This is a genomic window from Phaeobacter sp. JH20_08 (assembly GCF_048056635.1).
GTDB classification, from domain to species: Bacteria; Pseudomonadota; Alphaproteobacteria; order Rhodobacterales; family Rhodobacteraceae; genus Phaeobacter; species Phaeobacter bryozoorum.
Window position 1 is genome coordinate 71,361 of sequence record NZ_JAYMVV010000010.1, and the last position, 22,126, is coordinate 93,486.

A 22,126-nucleotide genomic window follows, 5' to 3' on the forward strand; every position below is an offset into this window, starting at 1 on the left:
CGCAAAGGCTGATGGTCACCGCCGCCCTTCGCGCAGCCAGCCTGCGAGAATCGCCGCGCTGGCCAGCAGCAGCACCAGCCAAGCGGGAAGCAGCGGCGTCTGGTTGACCGAGACGGTGCGATAGGCGTCGCGCGGGGTCAGTCCGATCCAGCCACGTCCAGCGGCAACGCGTCCCTCGCGCACATCGCGCAGGCTCGGGATACCGTCGTGCAGCGCGCGCACGCCGCCACGGGTCTGGGCCACGGCGGCGGCCATGATATCGCCGGTGGCAATGGTCTGTTCAAATTCACGCGGCGCCGCAGGGCCGAGGCCGATGACGGTGGACTGGCTGCCTTCTTCCAGTCGGTAAAGACCGGGTTCCGGCCCCTCGTAGCGGCCTTCCCAGCGGCCGGGCGCGGTTTGGGTCATCGTGACGGTGACTGTGCTGCCATCGGGGGTTGTGACCGTGACATCGCCGACATCTTCGCCCAGGCTGCGGCGCTGGATGCGCATACGCTGTCCGGTTGCCTCGGCTGACAGGACGTCCTCTTCCAGCTCGGGTTCTTTCATCATCCAATGGGCAAGGCGCCGCAGCAGCTCAAGCTGCGGGCCGCCGCCTTCGTATCCCCGGCTCCAGAGCCAGGCATGATCGGAGGCCAGCAGCGCCACGCGCCCCTCGCCGACCCGGTTCAGAACCAGCAGCGGGCGGTCATCCAGGCCGCTCATCAGGACATTGCCCTGGGGGACGTCGACTTCGATCTGCCGCAGCCAGCGGCCCCAGTCGGAGGTGCCGGTTAGATCGGCGGTAACCGGGTGGCGCTGGCCCAGATCGGTGATTTCCGGGCGATAGGCGCGCTCCAGCACCCGCGCCGAGGGGCTGGCAGGCAGGATGCTGGCCAGCGGAGAACGATAGATGCTGTCGGCGCTGGCAAAATCCGGCCCTGCCGCCACCAGAACCGCGCCTCCGCGTTCAACATAATCGGCCACATTGTCGAGGTAGATCGCCGGCAGGATGCCGCGCCGTTTGTAGCGATCAAAGATGATCAGATCGAAATCATTGATCTTTTCCAGAAACAGCTCCCGCGTTGGAAAGGCAATCAGCGACAGCTCATCGACCGGTACCCCGTCCTGTTTTTCCGGTGGGCGCAGAATGGTGAAATGCACCAGATCCACCGCGCTGTCGGATTTCAGCAGATTGCGCCAGGTGCGCCCGCCCGGATGCGGCTCGCCCGAGACCAGCAGCACGCGCAACCGATCGCGCACCCCGTTGATCTGGACCAGCGCGGCGTTGTTGCGATCGGTCAGCTCGCCCTCGGCGGTGGGGACGGTGAACTGGATCACGTTGCGCCCCCCATGTGGCAGGGTCAGTGGCAGGTCGAAATCGACACCGACAGGCAGGTTGAAGCGCTGCGGTTCGGCGCCGCCGATGGAAATCGCCAGCTCTGCCAGATTGCCGGTTGCGGGGGCCTCGCCCTGATCCTCGATCCTGAGGGTCAGGGTCACGGGTTCACCGATGATGGCAAAGCTGGGGGCGTTCTTGACGATCAGCCGCCGGTCCCAATCGCTGGGGCGACCGGTCAGCAGCAGATGCAGCGGGGCAGGCAGGGCCGGGGTCTGCGCAATGTCATGGACCTGGCCATCGCTGAGCGCGATCATCCCGGCAACCCGACCGCGCGGCACATTGGCAAGCGCCTCGGCCAGAGCGCCCATCAGCAGGGTGCCACTGTTGTCGCTGCTGCCATCACGCGGCGGGACGCTGTCGACGGCAATCCAGCGAACCTCGGTGTTCGGGCGCTGACTGAGGGCGGTCTCCAATGCGGCACGGGCGGCCCCTGTCTGGTCGGGGCGGTCGGACAGGGCCTGGCTGGCGGTCTTATCCTCAAGCACCAGAACGATGTCACTGAGCGCGGCGCGGTCTTCGATCTGGTACACCGGGCCGCTGAGGGCCGCGATCAGCACCAGAGCGGCGAGCGCACGCATCGGCCATCCCGCAAGGCGTTTCCAGACCGCCAGAGCCAGCACCGCAACCGACAGCGCCGCAAGCAGGCCGATCAGCGGCCAGGGGACCAGTGGGTCAAAGAGGATGGTCTGTGTCATCTGTCCAGCCTCATGTCATTGCCCCAGCCGATCGAGCAGGGCGGGGACATGCACCTGATCGGATTTGTAGTTGCCAGTGAGCACATGCATGACCAGATTGACCCCAAAGCGGTAGGCCAATTCGCGCTGACGCTCGCCGGTATAGCCGCGCCCCACTGGCAGCAGAGGGCGGCCGTTGTCATCCACGGCCCAGGCGGAGGCCCAGTCGTTGCCGCCGATGACAACCGGTGTGACACCATCATTTAGGTTGCGGAAGGGGATGCCTTCCACCTGCTGGGCATCGGCGGGCGCGGCTTCGACCCAGAGCGTGCCGCGGCTGTGGCGTCCGGGGAAATCCTGTAGCAGATAGAAGGCGCGGGTCAGCACATGGTCTGCGGGCAGCGGTTCGAGTGGCGGCACGTCCAGCCGCAGGGCCAGTTGTTGCAGGCGCCGCCCTGCCGGGCTGCTGGCACCGGCGCGGGTCAGGTCGGCGTCGCGGGTGTCAAAGAGGATCATCCCGCCGGTGCGCAGATAGGTGTTGAGCCGGTCGTAGGCCGCACCCGAGGGCAGTGGCTGATTGGCGGTCACCGGCCAGTAGAGCAGCGGGTAGAACGCCAGCTCGTCGCGCTCCAGATCAACGCCGGCGGGGGGAGAGGGTTCAACCGATGTGCGGAATCGCAATGTGTTGGACAGCCCTTGCAAGCCGTCGCGCGCCAGCTGGTCAATCTGCGGGTTGCCGGTCAGCACATGGGCCAGCGTCAGCTCGGCCGCGCGGTCTGCGGCGAGGGCGTCTGCTGCGGGATCGGATGCGTCGGACCGGGCCGCGCTGTCGGTTTGCTCGATCACCAAGGCGTTGCCCTGGGCGTGGCTGCGCAGGTCGCTGCCGGAGCCGGTGGCCCAGATACAGGTGGCGAGGACCAGGGCCGATGCGAGGTTTTGCGCCTTGGGTGCGGTCGGTCGTGTCCGACGCGTCAGTAATCCCGACAGCAGCAGCGCGGCGATCACGTCGAGCGCCAGCAGCAGCAGGGAGAGGCTGATCAGGATGCCGCCAAGCGGGCGCTCCGGCGTGCCACCATAGCCAAGGATTGGCAGCCCAACGGGCCAGCCAATTGGCGTCAGCTGATCCTTGGCCCGCATGACATTGCGGGCAATCCGCCGATCTCCGTTCTGGTACAGCCCGGGTTGCAGGCCGGGGCCGGTCAGGGCGGCAATCAGATCAGGCCCTGCGACACCGGGCAGGGCATCGGCATCCGAAAGGTCACCAAAGCCATCGAGCACCTGAAGCGGCGCCCATGTGGTGCCCTCCAGATCCGTAGCCTCGGCCGGTTTGGCACCGGAGGAAACCGCCAGCCGCTCCATCATCTGCACAAATAGGCCCGAGAGCGGCAGGGTGCTCCATTCCGCATTGGCGGTGACATGGAAGAGCACGATCTGACCATTGCCGAGCGGTTTGCGTGTCACCAGCGGCGTCCCATCGGAGAGTTCCGCAATCACCCGCTCCGCAAGGCTGGGATCGGGTTGTGCGACCACCTGTGAACTGACGGTGACGTCCTCGGGGATGGTCAGCCCGAAGAAAGGAGAGCCTTCGGCAAAGGTGGCCAGCGTCTTGGGCTCGCCCCAGCTCATGGCGCCGCCAATGCTGCGGCCTCCGATCCGCAGGCGCACCGGCAGCAGCGGCTCTTCGTCGGTGCGGGCGGTATCGCTGGCGGCCAGCCGGGGACCGGCAAACCGCAGGAGCAATCCGCCTTCGTTGACCCAGTCCACCACCGCTGCCTCCTGATCGGGGGGCAGACGTGCGGTATCGGCCAGGACGATCACATCCGGGTTGGCAGGCAAGAGATCGTTCAGCCCGCCTTCCAGCAGGTCTGCGTTTGGCGCCAGCGCCTTGCGCAGATAGTGCAGGGGCGACAGCAGGGCGAGGCCTTCGTTGCCGCTCTGGCTGGAGATCAGCGCCACCTCGCGGCGGCGCAGACCGTCATCGGTAAGCGATATAGCCCCGGCGCTGCGGTGACCCTGCAGTTCGAAGAGCCGGATACGTGCGCGCAGCTCAGCGGGCAGGGACAGGCGGGCGGTGGCTTCAAGCCCATTGGCGGCAGCGGTATCTGTATCGGCAAAATCCACCGTCGCCGCGCCCAGAGTCCGCATGGTGCCGCCCGGATCCGGCCCACGGGCAAGCACGGTGACGGTCTGGTCACTGCCGGGGGTGATCTGGGTGTGGTTGCGAGTGACCGTGATTTCCATCGCGCCGTCGACATAGACCACCGGACGCAGGGCCAGCCTTGGGGTGGGATGTTGATAGACGGTCAACTCGCCGCGCTGGCGCAGCGTCGCCATCAACGCATCGCGACCCGGATAGTCCAAGCCGTCACTGAACCACAGGCTGTCAAAGCCCCCGTCAACTGCTGCTATCTGCGCCTGTGCCGTCGTGAGCTGGTCTTGCGAGGGTTGCCAGGCCTGTGGCGTTTCGCCGATCAGCTGTCGGCGCCAGCTGACTGCGCTTTGGAACTGCGGGGGCTGCGGTGCGGTGAGCCGCAGCACGGCTACGGGCCGATCGGCACGTCCGGCCTCGGCCAGGAGGCGGTCGATCTCCTCGCGGGTGCGCTCCCATTCCGGGGCGCCGGCCCAGCTGCCATCAAGCACCATCAGCAGCGGGCCGCGGCCCGAGGGTGCGGTGCTTGGGTTGAGCACAGGCCCGGCCAGACCAACGATGGCCGCTGCCACCGCCATCAGCCGCAGTAAGAGCAGCCACCAGGGGGTCCGATCCGAAAGACTGTCATCGTCGCGCAACCCCAGCAGCAGTGTGACCGCCGGAAACAGGCGTTTGCGCGGGGCAGGCGGGACTGCCCGCAGAAGCAGCCAGAGCAACGGCAGTGCCAGGAGTGCCAGAAGCAACCAGGGGGCCGTGAAGCCGATGCCCGCAATCGTTGTCATGTGCCGGATCTTTCCATGGCATGGTACAGCCACATCAGGGCCGCCTGTGCGCTGTCGCCGGTGTGATGGGTGCCGAGGCGCCAGCCTGCCACGCGGCAGAGGTGCTCCAATGCGTCGCGCCGTTCGGCCAGGCGATCAAGGTAGCGTTGCCTAAGCGCGCCTGCCTTCAGGGTTTCGTGCCGCAGACCGCCGCCGATGCTTTCGAATATCGTGCGCCCGTCAAAGGGGAACTCCTCCTCTGCCGGATCAAGCACCTGCATCAGCACGCCGTGCACGCCGCGATCCGCGGCCTTGGACAGCGCCTGTTCCAGTGGCGCGAAGGGGCCCAGAAAATCCGACAGGAACAGAACCCGCGCGTTGGGTTGCATGGCGCGATCTTCCGGCGGGGCATAATCCGTGGCGTCGTCCCTGCTCAGATACTCGGCCAGTCGCAGGATCTGGGCATTGCCGCGCCGGGGTGGCAGATGCCCACCGGTCAGGCCGACCCGTTCGCCGCCACGTAGCATCATCACCGACGTCGCCAGCCCCAATAGCCGCGCCCGGTCAATTTTCTGCGGCAGGGCACTGCCGGAGGCAAAGCGCATCGACGCCCCCTGATCGACCCAGAGATGCACCGTCTGCGCAATCTGCCATTCCCGCTCGCGTACGAATTGCTGGTCGCCCTTGGCCGAGCGCCGGTGGTCGATCATGCGGCGGCTGTCACCGGCCTGAACCGGGCGATATTGCCAGAAATCATCGCCCAGCCCGGCACGGCGGCGACCGTGTTCGCCAATCAGCACAGATCCGGCCAGTTGTTGCGCCTGCACCAGGAGCGGCGGAAACCGGCTGGCGGCGCTTTCGGCGCGGTGGCGCAGATCCGCCGCTGCCGGCTGGAGCGCGCTACCGGTCGGCCGGGCCGGCTGAAGGGCGCGCGGCTGTGTCACGCGGCGACACCGGGCCGGGCCATCGCCTCGGCTGTGCTTGTGATAAGAGCGCTCAGGTTCTCGCCACGGGCACGCGCGGCGAAGTTCAGCGCCATCCGGTGGCTGAGTACGGGCTGGGCCATATCAAGCACGTCGTCGGCATTGGGAGCGAGGCGCCCCTCGAGCAGGGCGCGGGCGCGCACCGCCAGCATCAGCGCCTGAGCGGCCCGTGGTCCGGGCCCCCAGGCAACGGTTTGCTGCACCTGTTCGGAGGCCGCCGGATCATCCGGGCGGAAGGCGCGCACGAGATCGAGAATCAGTTCGACCACGCCGTCACCGACGGGCATCCGGCGCAGCAGGGTCTGCGCGGCCATCAGTTCATCGGCGGTGAAGACCTGATAGGCGCTGCCTTCCTCAACCCCGGTTGTGGCCAGCAGGATATCGCGTTCGGTCTGCCGCGTCGGATAGGGGACATCAATCTGGAACAGGAAACGGTCCAGCTGGGCTTCGGGCAGCGGATAGGTGCCCTCCTGTTCGATGGGGTTCTGGGTGGCCAGCACGTGGAAGGGCATCCCCAGCGGTCGGTCGGCGCCCGCCACGGTCACCATACGCTCCTGCATCGCCTGCAGCAGTGCCGATTGTGTTCGTGGGCTGGCGCGGTTGATCTCATCGGCCATCAGCAGCTGGCAGAACACCGGCCCCGGCACAAAGCGAAAGGCGCGGCTGCCATCGCTGGCGGTGTCCAGGACCTCGGAGCCCAGAATATCGGCAGGCATCAGGTCCGGGGTGAACTGCACCCGGTTGCCGGCCAGCCCCATAACGGTGGACAGGGTTTCGACCAGCCGGGTCTTGCCCAGCCCGGGCAGGCCGATTAACAGCCCATGACCACCGCACAGCAGCGTGCTCAGAGTGAGATCAACCACTCTTTCCTGACCGATAAAGCGCCGGGTGATAGAGGATCTGGCCTGTGTCAGCTTGTCTTCAAGCGCTTCAATCTCGGCCAGCAGATCGTCGGGTTCGGACATGACTTTCCCTTCACGGCGAATATATAGTGTTACTGTATCGCGTTGAGAGAAAATGGCAAAAGCAATGAGCGGACAAAATCCCGTGACTTCCGGCAGCAAATCCCCTGAAACAGGATCAGAACCGCCCAGTGCCGAGGGGCTGGCGGCCGCTGCCAAGACGGCGAGCAAAGGCGGGTTGCCGCCGGTACATCTGTGGAATCCGCCGTTTTGCGGCGATCTAGACATGCGGATCGCCCGTGATGGCACCTGGTTCTACCTTGGCACGCCGATTGGCCGGTTTGAACTGGTGAAGCTGTTTTCCTCCATTCTGAAGCTGGAAGACGGCAAATACTTTCTGGTGACCCCGGTCGAGAAAGTGGGCATCACGGTCGAGGATGCGCCTTTCGTTGCGGTGGATTTCGAGGTCGAGGGCGACGGCGCCGCGCAGGTTCTGCGGTTCGAGACACATGTCGGCGACAGGGTCGAAGCCGGGCCCGCGCATAAGATTCGTGTGGTAAGAGACGATGCAACCGGCGAGCCCTCGCCCTATGTGATGGTGCGTGCCGGGCTGGAGGCCTTGATTGATCGCAAGAGCTTTTATCGGCTGGTCGAGCTGGGATGCCACCGGGACGGCTGGTTCGGGCTGTGGTCGGGCGGCGAGTTTTTTGGGATGATCCCGTCGGCTGATTTGCCGGAGGGCTGACCACGGCGCATCCGACCCGGCGCTCGTCGGCAGGGGTTTGCCGGTGGCAAAGGGCAGCGGCAGGAAGTCGCTGACCCGCTTGAGTATATTGTTAAATTACCGAAAATTCTTGTGAAAACCCGCTCAAAATCGGCGGAGATATGGGGCAGATTGGGGGCGTGCAAAAACGGGTCGATCAATGGCGCAACCGGCGGGGGCCGGGACGAGCCTTTGGTGACTTTTGCCCGGAGCATGTCTGTTTGGCCGCCAATCGGGGGTGGCTCCAAAGGAGGTTTTCGATGCCGAAGTTTGCGGCCAATATTTCATTGCTGTTTGCCGAATTGCCCTATCTGGATCGTTTTCCGGCGGCGGCGCGGGCCGGATTTGAGGCGGTGGAAATCCTGTTTCCCTATGAGCTGGCTGCGAAGGAAACCCAGCGCGCCCTGCTGGCCAATGGTCTGGAACTGCTGCTGATCAATGCGCCGCCGCCAAATTATACCGGCGGGATGCCGGGCTATGCCGCGCTGCCGATGGGGTCGGATCGCTTTCAGCGCGATATTCGGCGGGTGCTGCGCTATGCGGAGGTGTTGCGGCCCGGAATGATCCACATCATGGCCGGCTACGCAAAAGGGGATGTCGCCAAGGAAACGCTGATCCGCAATCTGCAATGGGCGGCCGACTATGCGCCGGGCCAGCAGTTCACCATCGAGCCGCTGAACAGCGGTGATCAGCCGGGGTATTTTCTGGATGACTACAATCTCGCCGTAGAGGTGCTGGAGGCGGTGGATCGCAAGAACGTGGGACTGCAATACGACGCCTACCATGCGCAGTTGATCCACGGCGATGCGGTGAAGGTCTGGGAAGCCTTTGGTAACCGGGCTGTCCATGTACAGATCGGTGCGGCGCCGGGGCGTTGCGAACCGGGAACCGGGCCGGTCGATTTCGAGCAGCTGTTCGCGGCCATCGACGAGAGCGGCTATGGTGGTTGGGTCAGCGCGGAATACACCCCCAGTACCAAGCGGACAGAGGACAGTCTGGCCTGGATGGGGTGAGAGCGGGCCGAACCCTGTGAGGGGGGCTGGCGGACCCTGAGGCTTGGGGAGGGCTGCGGCCAAACGTCCAGCGGGACAGAAATACATATTCGTGAATTGAAATATGACTGAGCGCTGGGCATAAGGCAGTAAGTCGTGATCTGGAGACCTCCATGCTGCCTGCGCGTTTTGCCCCCATCCTATTTGGTCTGATTCTGTCGGGTATCATGTCGTGTATCGTCACCGGGGTGGCCACGCTGAAGGCGGTGGGCCTGAGTTCCGAAGCGCCGGGACTGTGGATGGCTGCCTGGAGTTTTGGCTGGCCGGTGGCCTTTGGCGTGGTGCTGGTTGTTGCACCCGCCGTGCGCCGCATGGTGGCATGGATGGTGAAGCCGCCGCAGGAAGCCAGCAAGGGTACGGTTTCCTCTCCCCGGCAGGATCGCTGAGCGAAGCCCCTCCGACAATGTCCTGACCGAGCAAGCGCCCCCGCCCGTCATCACAGCATCATGGATGCTATTCTTCCCGTTGGGCCGGGCGCCATGCCTAAGGCATGGCGTGCCGCTGAAATGCGAGGCGGGCGTCCGATCCGATCCGCTTCGGTCAGGTTTTGAAAGCGGCCCGGATCTTTGGCATCAAGCCTCGGCCAAAGCTAGTGAGCTTCGGCCCAGTTCCGCCCTTTGCCTGCGTCCACTACCAGCTTCACGTCGAGATGCACGGCCGGATCTGCGGCGGTTTCCATCACCCTGCGCGCGGTTTCGATGGTGTCGTCGACAGCGGCCTCGGGCACTTCGAACAGCAATTCGTCATGCACCTGTAGCAGCATCCGCGCGGGCAGATGGGCGATTGCGGCGGGCATACGGATCATGGCGCGGCGGATCACATCCGCAGCCGTGCCCTGTATCGGTGCATTGATCGCCGCGCGTTTGGCAAAACCTGCACGTGGTCCCTTGGCGGAGATTTCCGGAGTATGGATCTTGCGCCCGAACAGGGTCTGGACATGGCCGTGTTCCTTGGCAAAGGCGACGGTGTCATCCATGTAGCGGCGAATGCCGGGGAACCGCTCGAAATAGCGATCGATGAAGCCCTGCGCCTCGGCGCGCGGGATGCGCAGATTGCGGGCCAGACCAAAGCCGGAGATCCCGTAAATCACGCCAAAGTTGATCGCTTTGGCCTGACGGCGGATTTCGGGGGTCATTTCATTCAGCGGCACGTTGAACATCTCGGACGCGGTGAGCGCATGGATGTCCTGACCTTCAGCAAAGGCCTGCTTCAGCGTATCGATCCCGGCGACATGGGCCAGGATGCGCAATTCGATCTGGCTGTAGTCAAGCGACAGCAGGACATTGCCATCCTCGGGCACGAAGGCTTCGCGGATGCGGCGCCCTTCCTCGGACCGGACCGGGATATTCTGGAGGTTGGGATCGGTTGAGGCCAGGCGGCCAGTGTTGGCACCGGTCTGCACATAGGAGGTGTGCACGCGCCCGGTTTCCGCATTTATGTGATCCTGAAGCGCGTCGGTATAGGTCGATTTGAGCTTGCTCAGCTGGCGCCAATCCAGCACCAGACCAGGCAAGGCGTGTTCCGTCGCGAGATCCTCCAGGATATCGGCACCGGTGGCATAGGCGCCGGTCTTGCCCTTTTTGCCGCCTTCCAGACCGAGTTTGTCAAACAGGATTTCCCCCAGCTGCTTGGGGGATCCGACGTTGAATTCCTGGCCTGCCAACTGGTGAATTTCCGCCTCCAGCCCGGCCATTTTCTGGGCAAAGGCGTTCGACATGCGGGACAGCGTATCACGATCGACCTTGATGCCTTCGCGCTCCATCCGGGCGAGCACCGGCACCAGCGGGCGTTCCAGCGTTTCATAGACCGTGGTGACCGCTGACCGGTGCAATTGCGGTTTGAACAGCTGCCAGAGGCGCAGGGTGATATCGGCGTCTTCCGCGGCATAGGCGACCGCATCGCCAATGGGCACACGGTCGAAGGTGATCGCGGATTTTCCACTGCCCAGCAGCGGTTTGATCGGGATCGGAGTGTGGTTCAGGTAACGCTCTGACAGCGTGTCCATACCGTGCCCGTGCTGACCTGCGTGCATGGCATAAGACATCAGCATTGTATCGTCGATCGGCGCCACATCAATGCCACGGCGGGCAAAGATCTTGGCGTCATATTTCATGTTCTGGCCGATCTTGAGGATGCTGTCGTCCTCAAGCACCGGTTTCAGCAGATCGAGCGCCTCCTGCAAAGGCATCTGCCCCTCCGCCAGCTCGTCCGAGCCAAACAGATCGTCGCTATTGCCGGATTTATGGGTGAGCGGGATATAGCAGGCGGTCCCCGGCTCCACGCAGAGTGAAATGCCGACCAGATCCACCACCATTTCATCAAAGCCGGTGGTTTCCGTATCAACAGCGACCCAGCCGCGTTCGCGGATCCGGGCAATCCACTTCTTTAACGCCTCGGCATCGCGGACGCATTCATATGACGCGCTGTCAAACGGCAGGTCGGTTACGGTCGGAGCGTCCGTTGCCGCGGTATCTTTGGCCGGGGCGTCCGTGATTGTGGGTGGTTCCTTACCAAGCTGGTCCGCGATGCGTTTGGACAGGGTGCGGAATTCCATTTCGGCGAGGAAGGCCAGCAGGTGATCGGCGTCCGGATCGCGAACCTCTAGGTCATCCAGAGTGAAATCCAGCGTCATGTTGCTGTCCAGCTGAACCAGTCTTTTGGACAGTTCGATCTGCTCGCGATTTTCGATCAGGGTCTGTCGGCGCTTGGGTTGTTTGATCTCTTCGGCGCGGTCCAGCAGCTCTTCCAGGGAGCCGTATTCGTTGATCAGCAGCGCGGCGGTCTTGATCCCGATCCCGGGTGCGCCGGGCACATTGTCGACCGAGTCGCCCGCCAGCGCCTGCACGTCCACTACACGGTCCGGGCCAACCCCGAATTTCTCGACAACGCCATCGCTGTCGATCCGCTTGTTTTTCATCGCATCCAGCATTTCAACACCGCCACCGACGAGCTGCATCAGATCCTTGTCGGAGGAGATGATGGTCACGCGGCCACCGGCGTCGCGGGCCTGGCAGGCGAGGGTGGCGATGATGTCATCGGCCTCGAAACCTTCCTGTTCCTTGCAGGCGATGTTGAAGGCTTCGGTCGCGGTGCGGGTCAATGGAATCTGCGGCCGCAGATCCTCGGGCATGGCCTCGCGGTTGGCTTTGTATTGATCATAGAGATCGTTGCGGAAGGTATGCGACCCCTTGTCAAAGATCACCGCAACATGGGTTGGTGCATCGGGACCACCATTGCCCTCAACATAGCGCTGAAGCATGTTGCAGAAACCGGCAACCGCCCCGATTGGCAGGCCGTCGGACTTGCGGGTGAGGGGCGGCAGCGCGTGGTATGCGCGGAAAATGAATGCCGATCCGTCGATCAGGTGCAGATGGCAGCCCTTGCCAAAAGATGCGGTGGTCATGGCCGATGCTCCGGGTGTTGCGCGTTGGCCCCCGTTATCGGTGATCAGCGGAGGGAGAGCAATTGCCCATTCTCGGCCTTTGTGATGTCGGCTGGCGTCAGGCTGTTTTTGCCTGTTTGTTCGCCTCGACGATCAGGCGCATTTCGTCCCGTGCCATTGGTCGGCCAAAGTAAAACCCCTGTACGGAGGCGCATTTCTCGGTGCGCAGGAACTGCAATTCATCCTCTACCTCGACACCCTCGGCCAGGACCGGGATATTGAGCGCAGCGCCCAGGAGCAGGGTGGATCGGACGATTGCCGCCCGTTGATCGTTTTTGTGGACGTCCTGTACGAAGCTGCGGTCGATCTTGATCTTGTCAAAGGGGAAGGTTTGCAGCATCGCGAGCGACGAGTAGCCGGTGCCAAAATCATCCATGGCGATCCGCAGGCCCATGTTTTTCAGCTGTTGCATGACCTTCAGGGTATGGACCTGATCGTCGATAATGCTGGCCTCGGTGATTTCCAGTTCCAGACGTTCAGCAGCAAGGCCGGTTTCCAGCAGGATGTCGGAGACATGTTCGACGAAAGAGGGCTGCATCAGCTGCTGTGGCGCCACGTTGACCGCGATGTTGAAATGCTCGGGCCAACCACTTGCCTCACGGCAGGCCGTGCGCAGAACCCAAAGGCCGATTTCGCGGATCAGCCCGGTTTCCTCGGCGATGGGAATGAAGGTGTCGGGGGGAATGCGGCCTTTTTCCGGGTGGTTCCAGCGCAGGAGAACCTCGAACCCGATGGGAGCGAGAGAGCGCAGATCGTTCTGCAGCTGATAGGCCAGTTCGAACTGATTGCCCGCGATGCAGGCCTGCCGCAGATCGTTGACCAGTTCCAGACGGTCGCGGTTGTGTTTTTCCATCTGCGCATTGAACAGGCATATGTGCCGGTCTGCGTCCGATTTGGCACGATACATGGCCACATCCGACTTGTGCAGCAGATCGCGCAGGTCGCGGCCGTCTTCCAGGCTGGTGGCAACACCGATGGCGACACCGACGATCGCCGATGTGTTGTCAAAATCCACCGGCTCGACGGTCAAGGCGTGCAGCCGCTCGGCAAAGGCCATGACCTGATCGACCCGGCGAAACCCTTGCTTTAGAGCGACAAATTCGTCGCCGCCGACGCGCGCGATATATTCATCTTTCTCCAGAACGCTATTCAGCCGGTCGGCCACGGTCATCAGAACAGCATCCCCGGCTGCGTGACCATAAAGATCGTTGATTTCCTTAAACAGATTGAGATCAAGGGTCAGCACGGCAACGCGTTCGGTCTCGTCGCGCGCCAGCAAGTCGGTCAGACTGGCCATCTTGCGCGTCAGGGACATCCGGTTGGGCAGTCCGGTCAGGGGATCGTGCAGGGCGGCGTGCTGCAGCTGGTCGCGGGCCTCGCTTTCGACGTTTGTTTCGATGCTGAGCGCCGCAAAGCCGATCACCAGGATGATCGTCATCGTACCCAGAACAAACAGGCCAAGTGTCGCATCCGAGATCACCTCGGGCGGGACGGAATACAGTGGGCTGAGCTGTACGGTGATGGCCGACATGCCGGTGAAGTGCATCGTACAGATCGTCAGCGTCATCAGGGCGACGGCAACAAGCCAATGCCGTCCGGTGTTGAACCGGGTGAGATACTGGTAGGTCGCCATTCCGAACACCGTGCCCAGCAGAATGGAGGATATGAGCGGTGTGGTCTGCCAGACGATCTCTCCTGGCAGTAGATAGCCGCTCATCCCGAGATAATGCATGGTCGAGACGCTGAGGCCAAACATCGCGCCGCTGGCCGCAACGCGGTAATTGGTCGAATGTGCAATGGCGTAGACACCGTTTGACATCAGCATACCGACAACGGCTGCACCCAGGGACAGTGCCGTGATCAGCGGATCATATCCGTGGACATATCCGGGATCAAAAGCAAGCATGGCGATGAAATGGGTGGTCCAGACGGTGCCGCCGCTGATCAGGCTGGTCAGCACCAGCTGGACGATTTTGCGATTACCGACGGTCTGACCGAGCCGCTGTGTCATTAGGACGGAAAGACAGGAACCGATGACGCAGACAAGCGCAGCCACGGTCACAAGGCCGAGGCTGTGTTCTTGCGTAATGCATTGAACGACGCTGTACATCACAGTCTCCGGTAGCAGCAGATACACCTTCTATCCTGTGCATCATCATCGTAAAGAATCCGCTACCGCGACCGGATCGACGCCGTCTTGATCACTAAAATTCGCCTCAACCTCGTCGCACTTTTCACGAGCTGGCGCAGGTGTTGGCATAAACGCAAAACGCCGCCCGTTCCGGCGGCGTTTCCAATCTTATGATTTTTTTCAGGCGGTTACGCCTGGTTCTGTGCTGCATCCTTATGGACAAACTTGCAGTCGCAATAGGGGCATTCGACAAAGCCTTCGGCTTCGGGGATTTGCAGGTAGACCCGCGGATGTCCCAGCGCACCTTCGCTGCCGTCGCAGGCGACGCGGTAGCTGTCCACGATCTTGGTTTCCGGCGCTTCGATGGTCATCTCTGGCGGTCCTCTTGGTTATCGTTTAGGGGCTTTTATGAGCCAAGGGAAAACCGGGGGCAAGAGCCGCGATGACAGAGGACGCAATCCGTATTGAAGGTTTGCAAAAAACCTACAAGGGCCGCAGGGGGCAACCCGCGAAAGCCGCGCTGAAAGGTGTGGATCTGAGCATTCCGCGTGGCTCTGTGTTTGGTCTTCTTGGTCCCAACGGTGCCGGCAAATCCACGATGATCAACATCCTGGCCGGGTTGGTTCTGAAAACCGCAGGCAAGGTCACGATCTGGGGCTTTGACCAGGATGAAAATCCGCGTCAGTCCCGGGCGGCTATCGGGGTGATGCCGCAGGAGCTGAATCTTGATCCGTTTTTCAGTCCACGTGGCGCCTTGGAAGTGCAGGCCGGGCTGTATGGTGTGCCAAAATCCGAGCGGCGCAGCGATGAGATCCTGCGTATGGTCGGGCTTGAGGACAAGGCACATGCCTATGCGCGAACCCTGTCCGGTGGAATGCAGCGGCGGCTGTTGCTGGGCAAGGCGCTGGTGCATCATCCGAATATTCTGGTGCTGGATGAGCCGACAGCAGGCGTGGATATCGAATTGCGCCAGATGCTGTGGGAGAACATCCGCAAGCTGAACGCGCAAGGCATGACAATCATCCTGACGACCCATTACCTCGAAGAGGCCGAGGAAATGTGTGATGAGATCGCAATCATCAACCAGGGCGAGCTGGTTGCCCGCGACACCACCGCCAATCTGCTGGGGCGTCTGGACGCCAAGGCGATGGTGGTGCATCCGGCGGCGGCGGTGACGAAACTGCCAGCCGGTAAGGGGATCACATCGGAGTTGCGCGGCGATGGGGCAGTGATCCTGCGCTATCATGGCAACGCAACCAGCGCCGAGGAGGTGCTCTCAGCGGTGCGCGCCGCAGGGATCTCCATCCGCGATGTGAAGACCGAGGAGGCGGATCTGGAAGACGTGTTCCTGGCGCTGACGACGTCGCGCAGCTGAGACGCGTATTAAAGCAGTCGCGCTGTTGGCTGCAGGCAACGGGGCTCGTGTTAGAGACGATAAGTTAGCCCAGCCCGGCGTGACGCGGTTATTGCGTTTCGACGCAGTGGCGGCGAAAGGCGCGTTTCAGCATGTCCAGTTCGGCGCGCAAAAGCTCGACCTCGACTCGCAGGTCATCGCCCGTGAGTTCACCGCAGATCAGGGTGAAATCGCCGAGTTTGACATCGCTCTTGAGGTCGTAGATCACAAAACTCTGCACGCCGTCGGCGATCGCTTCGGTTGGGATCGGGATTGTCAGCGACCATTCGCCTGCGGTGTCGCTTTCGGTCAGGGCAACATCGCGAACCGGGCGATCCAGGTGCCGGACCTCAATCAGCGGGGCGGAGGCGCTGTGACCGGACCCCGTGATCCGGCCTTCCCAGAGCCCCTCGCGAAAACGAATTTTGGTCAATGTCAGTTGGCTCATGTCCGGCCTTTCGAATGTGGGTTACAGGCTGGCGCGGCGACTGCGCGACAGAGTGACATCGCGCAGGGTCACCTGGTTCATTTCCGGGGCTTCAAAGATCAGCTCCAGCCAAAGCCGCTCGACCCGTTTTTCGTTCAACTCAGCATAGGCTAGGTCGTATTCCACATGGGTGCGCTTGTCGCCCATCGGCAGTTCCCGCACCATCTGTTCAGTATTCGGGCCATGTTTGATATTGAGCCGGGCAAAGATCTCGATCGGTTTTTCCGTCTCAAGCGTGCAGTCCACCCGCAGCAGATGGTCACGGTTCAGCCCTGCGGTGACGTCTTGCGGCAACTCGATGACCAGTGACAGGAACGAGCCGTCAAACCCGAACACATCCAGACGCACACCATAAGGGGCGAGGTCTTCCTCGCGGTTGTTGCGCAGCTGGCGTAGGGTGAGTTCGGAAACGGTGCAGTCGTGAAACAGCTCCACCTCTCCGCCGAGCCGTGTTTTGCTGGCGACGGCCGAGGCACCGGGAACCGGCAGCGGGCCACGCCACAGTTCGGGCCGCCAGCCCCAGTCGGTGCCGTGAGGGCGGGGAAAAGCGTTCGAGCCCACCTGCGGCAGCGCCAGCCGACCTTCGGCGATGTGAATGAGCCGGTCCAGATGCAGGCGCAGGGTTCGGGCGCGATTGCGTTGTTCCCTCAGACGGCTGAGGGGCATTTTCGACGCCTGCTGTGCCAGCCGACGCCAACGCCTGAGAACGCGCGCGAACAGCAGTTTTTCTATTGTCCTGCCCATTGGCTCAATATCCTGTCCTGCGAGTCATGCTTTTCGGCGATGCGGCAAAGCAGCAGCGTTTCATTGTTTTCTTCGACCCTAGCCAAAGCGGTGACCGCTGACAAACTCGGAAGCGGAAATCCGTTTGGATGGTTGGTGCTTGGCAGCTACCGTCGCCGTGTCATCGCGCCCGCCGGTCTGGCGTGGATATCACCGGGTGATACCATCGGTAGCGGGATCAAGATCGGCAGTCACCGAGGCTTCGAGCGTTTTTGCGGTCAGTTCGTTCAGCAATTGTGCGCCGCGTCGACCAAGGTTGCGGCTGCCGCTGGGCGCGTAGAGCGCAACGGCCACCAGTTGGTCGTTCAGCACGAAGGCGCCGCGCCAGTGCACGGGGCTGGCGCCACGAGCGCGGTGGTCCGGCATGTTCAGCTTGACCAGCGGCAGCATCATGTCGTTGCGCTCAGCGACCAGCCGGGCGCCGGGTGCTGTCTTTAACAGATCAGCGCTGGTCAATGCCGCATCCGCTGGGCCAGCGGGTCCGACAGCGACGGTGATCAAGGCGCGGTTGCGACTGGCGGGGCCTGGACGCAGACTGGAACAGGGAACGACGATGGCAAACCCACCTTCGGCGCGATGGCCCGTCATGCGGGGATCGATGCAGAAGCCGGCTGGTGGCACCAGATGAATGGTGTCACTGGCAAAGCTCATCCGGGTGATATCCCCGGGCTGCGGCTCAGTCGTGGCCCCCACCAGCGAGAGACCTGAATCGGCGGTGCAGGCGGCCAGAACGGCGGCGGCGGCAAGCAGGGTCAGAGCACGCCGATACAGTCGGTGGCAGCCGGTCACCTGCAACGTCGTGCGTGCGCCATCGCAAAGCCACTGTGCAATCGCGGTAGAAAAGCAACAACCGGATAGCCGGGGTTGAGCGGACCGATACCCGTTTTCCGTTTGTGCCTCTGACTGCGCTCCATCAGAAATAGATACTATTTTTCCGTCGCTTATGATGGTCACGGTGGTCTCTGCCTGTCGTTGTCTTGCTCGATTCCGGAATAGTCCGGGGGCGCCTCTGTCGCAAGCAGCCCACGCAAAAGTCGGCCGGGTGTTGCCTTGTAATGTCAGGGGGCAGTGATTAGGGTCTGACCGCTGCAGAGCCAGCAGGCGATTTCGCGCTGACACCTTCCGACACGTAAGAGGAGCAGGGGATGCAATCCACCCTGTTTTCATTCATCTGGACCTATTCACGGCGCCAGCAGATAGGTCTGTTGGCGCTGACCATGGTCACATTCCCCTTTCTCTACGCTGCGTTGGAACTGCCCAAGCGGATCATCAATGACGCCATCGGGGCACCGATGGATCAGGTTGAGGTACTGGGCCAGGAGATTGGCCAGGTCGATTACCTGCTGCTGCTCTGTTTTGGGTTCCTTGCTGCGGTTCTGATCAGCGGGCTGCTGAAGATGCGTCTCAATACCATGAAGGGGGTTGTGGCGGAGCGACTGCTGCGACGTCTGCGCTATACGCTGATCAACCGGATGATGCGCTTTCCCACGCCCTATTTCCGCACCACGAGCCAAGGTGAACTTGTGTCGATGATCACCTCGGAGTCGGAGCCGATGGGCGGGCTGATGGGGGATGCCGTCGCCCAGCCGGTGTTTCAGGCCGGGCAGATGCTGACGATCGTCGTGTTCCTGTTCATGCAGAGTCTGTGGTTCGGTCTCGCGTCCATCGCATTGATCCCGCTACAGGCCTGGCTCATCCCGATGCTGCAACGGCAGATCAACCTGCTGAACAAGGATCGTATCCAGGAGGTGCGGGCTTTCTCGGCCGAGATCGGTGAAACGGCGGCCGGGATCAGCGATCTGCGGATCAATGGCGGACGACGCTACCGGCTGGCGCAGATTTCGACGCGTTTGGGGCGACTGTTCGATATTCGGCGACGCATCTACAGCAAGAAATACTTCATGAAGTTCCTCAACAACATGATCGGCCATCTGACGCCTTTTGTGTTCTATTCCGCCGGAGGGGTGCTGGCGATCCGCGGCGATATCACAGTGGGCGCTCTGGTGGCGGCGCTGGCAGCTTATAAGGACCTTTCCGCGCCGTGGCGGGAGTTGCTGACCTATTATAATCAGGTGCAGGATATGAGCCTGCGCTGGTCGATCATGACCGATCGTTTCTCGCCCAAGGGGATGATCCCGGAGACGCTGATCGACGGTGTGCCCGCCGATATTCCCCATCTGCGCGGGGAGATTGAGCTGCGCAATGTTTCGGTGAAGGACGCCGATGGCAATATGGTGCTTGAAGATCTGTCGCTGACCATTCCCGCCGGGGGACGTGTCGCGATCCAGAGCGGCAGCGAGGCCGAACGCGCAGCTTTTGCCGCATTGCTGACGCGTGAGGTGATGCCGTTTCGAGGTACGGTGACCATTGCAGGCCATCGGCTGGATCAGCTGCACCAAGGCGTGATCGCGACGCGCGTCGGCTATGCCTATTCGCGGCCCTACCTATTTGACGGATCGCTCGGGGACAATGTGCTGATGCCGCTGCGTGATCAACCTCACAGGCCAGCGCACACCGAGGCGCGCGGCAAAAACCGGGCGCTGACCGAAGCCTGCCGCGCGGGTAACAGCCCCGACCCGCTGACGGCAGATTGGATCAATCCGGCGCTGGCCGGGCTCGGATCGGAAAGCGAGCTGCGCGATTGGTGGTTCCAGCTGGTTGAGGCGATGGGCATTGATGAGCAGCTGTTTCGACGCACCCTGCACACGCGTTTTCAGATCGGACCGCATCTGGGGCTGGTCCAGCAGATCATCGGGCTGCGAGCTCTGGTTGCTGAACGGCTGGAGCGTGCCGGGCTGTCTGACGTCGTGCACCGTTTCGACCCGGACAGTTTCAACCCGGCGGTGCCGCTGGGCGGCAATATCCTGTTTGCCGCGCCCACGCGCGCCATCGCCCCGGAAGAGCTGATTGCCGAAGATGGGCCGATTATCAGTGCGCTGCGTGACAATGGCTTGCAGCAGGATGTGATCGCTTTTGGCCTCGGGGTTATGGAAACACTGCGGCAGACCTTTGGTCTGGCTGATACCGACCATCCGCTGTTCAAGCGGCTGGGGCTGGACGAGGCGCTCTATCAACGTATCGCTGAGGTTGCCGACCGGCAGAAGACTCTGGGTGTGCTGGGATTGCGGGAGGATGAGCGGGGTCTGCTTGCATCGGTTCCGTTTCTGATTTCCGAAGAGCAGATCGGCACCGCGTTCCCGGAACGCTTCAAGCAGCAGATCCTGACGATGCGGCGTGATATGGCGCAGACCCTGCAGGCGCAATTGGGCGATCTCTTTATTTCGATCTCGCCCGACGCCTATCTTCCGCGTCTCACCGTGTTGGAGAATCTTCTATACGGGCGGCTGTCGCTGGGCGCGGGAGCAAAGGCGAAACAGGTTGAGGATCTGGTCGCCGACGTGCTGGAGGAACACGGTCTGCGCAAGCGGCTGGCGCTTATTCTCTATGATCTGCCGGCAGGTCTGGGCGGCGCGGCGCTGGAGCCGGTGTTTCAGGAGCGCGCGGCCTTTACCCGTGCAGCGATCAAACGGCCTGATGTCCTGATCCTGGATCGCGCGCTGGCGAGTCATGACAGCGCCAGTCGGCTGAAATCACGCGAGCGCCTTGCTGAGCTGATGCCAAATACCACGATGCTGTTTCTGGAAGATCAATTCAATCACCCCGAACGCTATGATATTTTTGTTAAAATTCAGAACGGGCGCATCGACGGGGTGGAAGGCGGATTGACCGACCCGATGGAGAATGCCGCGCGAAACGACCTTGGCAAACGGCTGGAGCTTATTCAAAGCACAGATCTGTTCTCGAAACTGGATGCGCGGAACCAGCGTCTGTTGGCCTTCTCGGCGCGCTGGCATGATGTGGCCAAGGGCGATTACGTGTTCCGATTTGGAGAGAGCGGCGATGCGGTGTTTCTCTGTCTGACCGGTACAGCGGAACTGTACTGGCCCGATCGAACGCCGGAGACCACGCCGATTTCCCGGGTTGAGCCGGGGCGGTTGATCGGTGATCTGGCTGTTATCCTGCGCGACACACGGCAATTGGACCTGATTGCGGTGGAAGATTGCCGTTTTCTCAGGATTGGCGCCGAAGAGTACCGTGCCGTGATCGAGGCGGATGCGGGCGTGGCCGTGCAGCTGCTCGAAACGGTCTCACGGCATCTGGTGCAGGTTGCGGGTGTTGTCCGCGCGGCGGATCAGAATGTTGCAGGCAGCCAAGCACCAGCGGTGGCTGCGACCAATACACTTGCGGAGGAGCATAGCGGCAATGTCCATTGATCCCACAATGGCGGCCTATGCTGCCCATGTGCAACTGGTCGATCCGGCCCGGCGCAGCCCGCAGATCTGGCGGCTGCTGCTTGGTATGCTGCTCGTGGCAGTACTCAGCTACGCGATGACCAATGTCGCTGTCCAGCTGCTGATTGCTGTCGCGCCGGGTGATTGGGTGAGTGATTTGCCGACGGGGGGCTCGCCCGTGGCCATGCTGGTGCTGCTGGGCAGCTTCTTACCCGTGACCGTGGCTGTTGCCTGCGTGCTGCGCCTGTTGCACCGACGCGGCCTGACCAGCCTGATCGGCCCGATACCGCAGACCTTGCGACAGTTCTGCCGGACCGGCGTTCGACTGATGGTCCTGATGATGGGGCTTGCCGTTCTGTGGTTGGTCCTGCCGGGCGGGCTGGACGGCGGTGTGATGTCGGATCTGGTGCCGAACCTGCCACCAGCGAAATGGCTGCTGTTGCTACCATTCGCGCTGATGGCGATATTCGTGCAGGTCAGCGCCGAGGAAATCCTGTTCCGGGGGTATCTCCAGCAGGCGCTTGCGGCGCGGTTTTCTCATCCGCTGGTCTGGCTTCTGGTGCCGTCGATCCTCTTTGCTGCTGGTCACTATGTGCCGGCCGATGCCGGGGTGAATGCGCCCTTCATTGCGCTCTGGGCGGGGGCGTTTGGACTGCTGATGGCGGATCTGACCGCCCGGGCGGGCACGCTGGGCCCCGCAATCGCAGTACATTTTGCCAATAATATCATTGCTATCCTCTTGTTCGGATCGCCCACCAGCCTGTCGGGATTGGCGCTATATCTGGTCCCGTTTGAGCTGTCGGATCCCGTTGTCATGCGGCCAATGCTCTGGCTGGATCTCGCGGTTGTGGGCTTCTGCTGGTTGGTTGCGCGGCTTGCCATCCGGCGCTGATTGCATTTAGACGCGCGGGGCCTTATTTGAAGGTCCAAACC

At 62.4% G+C, this 22,126-nt stretch carries 16 protein-coding genes; 6 read left to right on the forward strand and 10 right to left on the reverse strand.

Annotated elements, in window-relative coordinates:
* Window positions 1-15 precede the first annotated feature (15 nt).
* From VWY75_RS09685 to VWY75_RS09700, 4 genes are read right to left on the reverse strand one after another with little or no spacing between them, the layout of a single operon-like run.
* Entirely contained in the window at window positions 16-2,076 is a 2,061-nt protein-coding gene (locus VWY75_RS09685; RefSeq protein ID WP_416538268.1) for a hypothetical protein, read from the reverse strand.
* A gap of 15 nt (window positions 2,077-2,091) precedes the next feature.
* Window positions 2,092-4,986 (reverse strand): DUF4159 domain-containing protein, encoded by a 2,895-nt coding sequence (locus VWY75_RS09690; protein WP_416538269.1) that lies wholly within the window; start codon window positions 4,984-4,986, stop codon window positions 2,092-2,094.
* Complete coding sequence (locus tag VWY75_RS09695) at window positions 4,983-5,909, reverse strand: DUF58 domain-containing protein (protein WP_416538270.1); 927 nt, start codon at window positions 5,907-5,909, stop codon at window positions 4,983-4,985. The genes VWY75_RS09690 and VWY75_RS09695 overlap by 4 nt, the downstream gene beginning before the upstream one ends.
* Entirely contained in the window at window positions 5,906-6,913 is a 1,008-nt protein-coding gene (locus VWY75_RS09700) for an AAA family ATPase (protein WP_416534565.1), read from the reverse strand. The genes VWY75_RS09695 and VWY75_RS09700 overlap by 4 nt, the downstream gene beginning before the upstream one ends.
* A 64-nt stretch (window positions 6,914-6,977) precedes the next feature.
* Between VWY75_RS09700 and VWY75_RS09705 the strand changes: the two genes are divergently transcribed.
* The 3 genes from VWY75_RS09705 to VWY75_RS09715 all read left to right on the forward strand — a co-directional run bounded on the left by VWY75_RS09705 (window position 6,978) and on the right by VWY75_RS09715 (window position 9,051).
* Entirely contained in the window at window positions 6,978-7,595 is a 618-nt protein-coding gene (locus VWY75_RS09705; protein WP_416538271.1) for a DUF1285 domain-containing protein, read from the forward strand.
* Window positions 7,596-7,873: 278 nt separating this feature from the next.
* Window positions 7,874-8,626 (forward strand): hydroxypyruvate isomerase family protein, encoded by a 753-nt coding sequence (locus VWY75_RS09710; protein ID WP_340546410.1) that lies wholly within the window; start codon window positions 7,874-7,876, stop codon window positions 8,624-8,626.
* A 152-nt stretch (window positions 8,627-8,778) separates the two neighbouring features.
* The gene (locus tag VWY75_RS09715) at window positions 8,779-9,051 is read left to right on the forward strand and encodes a DUF2798 domain-containing protein (RefSeq protein ID WP_340546411.1); all 273 of its coding nucleotides are present in this window, start codon (window positions 8,779-8,781) and stop codon (window positions 9,049-9,051) included.
* A gap of 203 nt (window positions 9,052-9,254) precedes the next feature.
* On the opposite strand, the gene polA is transcribed toward VWY75_RS09715, so the two are convergent.
* The 3 genes from polA to VWY75_RS09730 form a co-directional block, all read right to left on the reverse strand.
* Window positions 9,255-12,068 carry a DNA polymerase I gene (polA, locus tag VWY75_RS09720; RefSeq protein WP_416538272.1) on the reverse strand — a complete coding sequence of 938 codons (2,814 nt, stop codon included), beginning with the start codon at window positions 12,066-12,068 and terminating at the stop codon, window positions 9,255-9,257.
* 97 nt (window positions 12,069-12,165) lie between these two features.
* Window positions 12,166-14,217 carry an EAL domain-containing protein gene (locus tag VWY75_RS09725; RefSeq protein ID WP_416538273.1) on the reverse strand — a complete coding sequence of 684 codons (2,052 nt, stop codon included), beginning with the start codon at window positions 14,215-14,217 and terminating at the stop codon, window positions 12,166-12,168.
* A 209-nt stretch (window positions 14,218-14,426) separates the two neighbouring features.
* Window positions 14,427-14,609, reverse strand: coding sequence for a zinc-finger domain-containing protein (locus tag VWY75_RS09730; RefSeq protein WP_340546414.1), 183 nt, complete (start codon window positions 14,607-14,609; stop codon window positions 14,427-14,429).
* Between the two features lie 71 nt (window positions 14,610-14,680).
* On the opposite strand from VWY75_RS09730, the gene VWY75_RS09735 reads away from it, so the two are divergent.
* Entirely contained in the window at window positions 14,681-15,613 is a 933-nt protein-coding gene (locus VWY75_RS09735; RefSeq protein ID WP_416538274.1) for an ATP-binding cassette domain-containing protein, read from the forward strand.
* A gap of 88 nt (window positions 15,614-15,701) precedes the next feature.
* On the opposite strand, the gene VWY75_RS09740 is transcribed toward VWY75_RS09735, so the two are convergent.
* The 3 genes from VWY75_RS09740 to VWY75_RS09750 form a co-directional block, all read right to left on the reverse strand.
* The gene (locus tag VWY75_RS09740; protein ID WP_416534559.1) at window positions 15,702-16,079 is read right to left on the reverse strand and encodes a hypothetical protein; all 378 of its coding nucleotides are present in this window, start codon (window positions 16,077-16,079) and stop codon (window positions 15,702-15,704) included.
* Window positions 16,080-16,100: 21 nt separating this feature from the next.
* Window positions 16,101-16,862 carry a DUF6478 family protein gene (locus tag VWY75_RS09745; protein WP_340546417.1) on the reverse strand — a complete coding sequence of 254 codons (762 nt, stop codon included), beginning with the start codon at window positions 16,860-16,862 and terminating at the stop codon, window positions 16,101-16,103.
* Window positions 16,863-17,051: 189 nt separating this feature from the next.
* Window positions 17,052-17,690, reverse strand: coding sequence for a hypothetical protein (locus VWY75_RS09750; RefSeq protein WP_416538350.1), 639 nt, complete (start codon window positions 17,688-17,690; stop codon window positions 17,052-17,054).
* Window positions 17,691-18,046: 356 nt separating this feature from the next.
* Here VWY75_RS09750 and VWY75_RS09755 point away from each other — a divergent pair, with 356 nt between their 5' ends.
* Both VWY75_RS09755 and VWY75_RS09760 read left to right on the forward strand, forming a co-directional pair.
* Window positions 18,047-21,175 carry an ABC transporter transmembrane domain-containing protein gene (locus VWY75_RS09755; RefSeq protein WP_416538275.1) on the forward strand — a complete coding sequence of 1,043 codons (3,129 nt, stop codon included), beginning with the start codon at window positions 18,047-18,049 and terminating at the stop codon, window positions 21,173-21,175.
* Window positions 21,165-22,085: a CPBP family intramembrane glutamic endopeptidase gene (locus tag VWY75_RS09760; RefSeq protein WP_416538276.1), complete on the forward strand. Its 921-nt coding sequence runs from the start codon at window positions 21,165-21,167 to the stop codon at window positions 22,083-22,085. The genes VWY75_RS09755 and VWY75_RS09760 overlap by 11 nt, the downstream gene beginning before the upstream one ends.
* The last annotated feature ends 41 nt before the right edge of the window (window positions 22,086-22,126 follow it).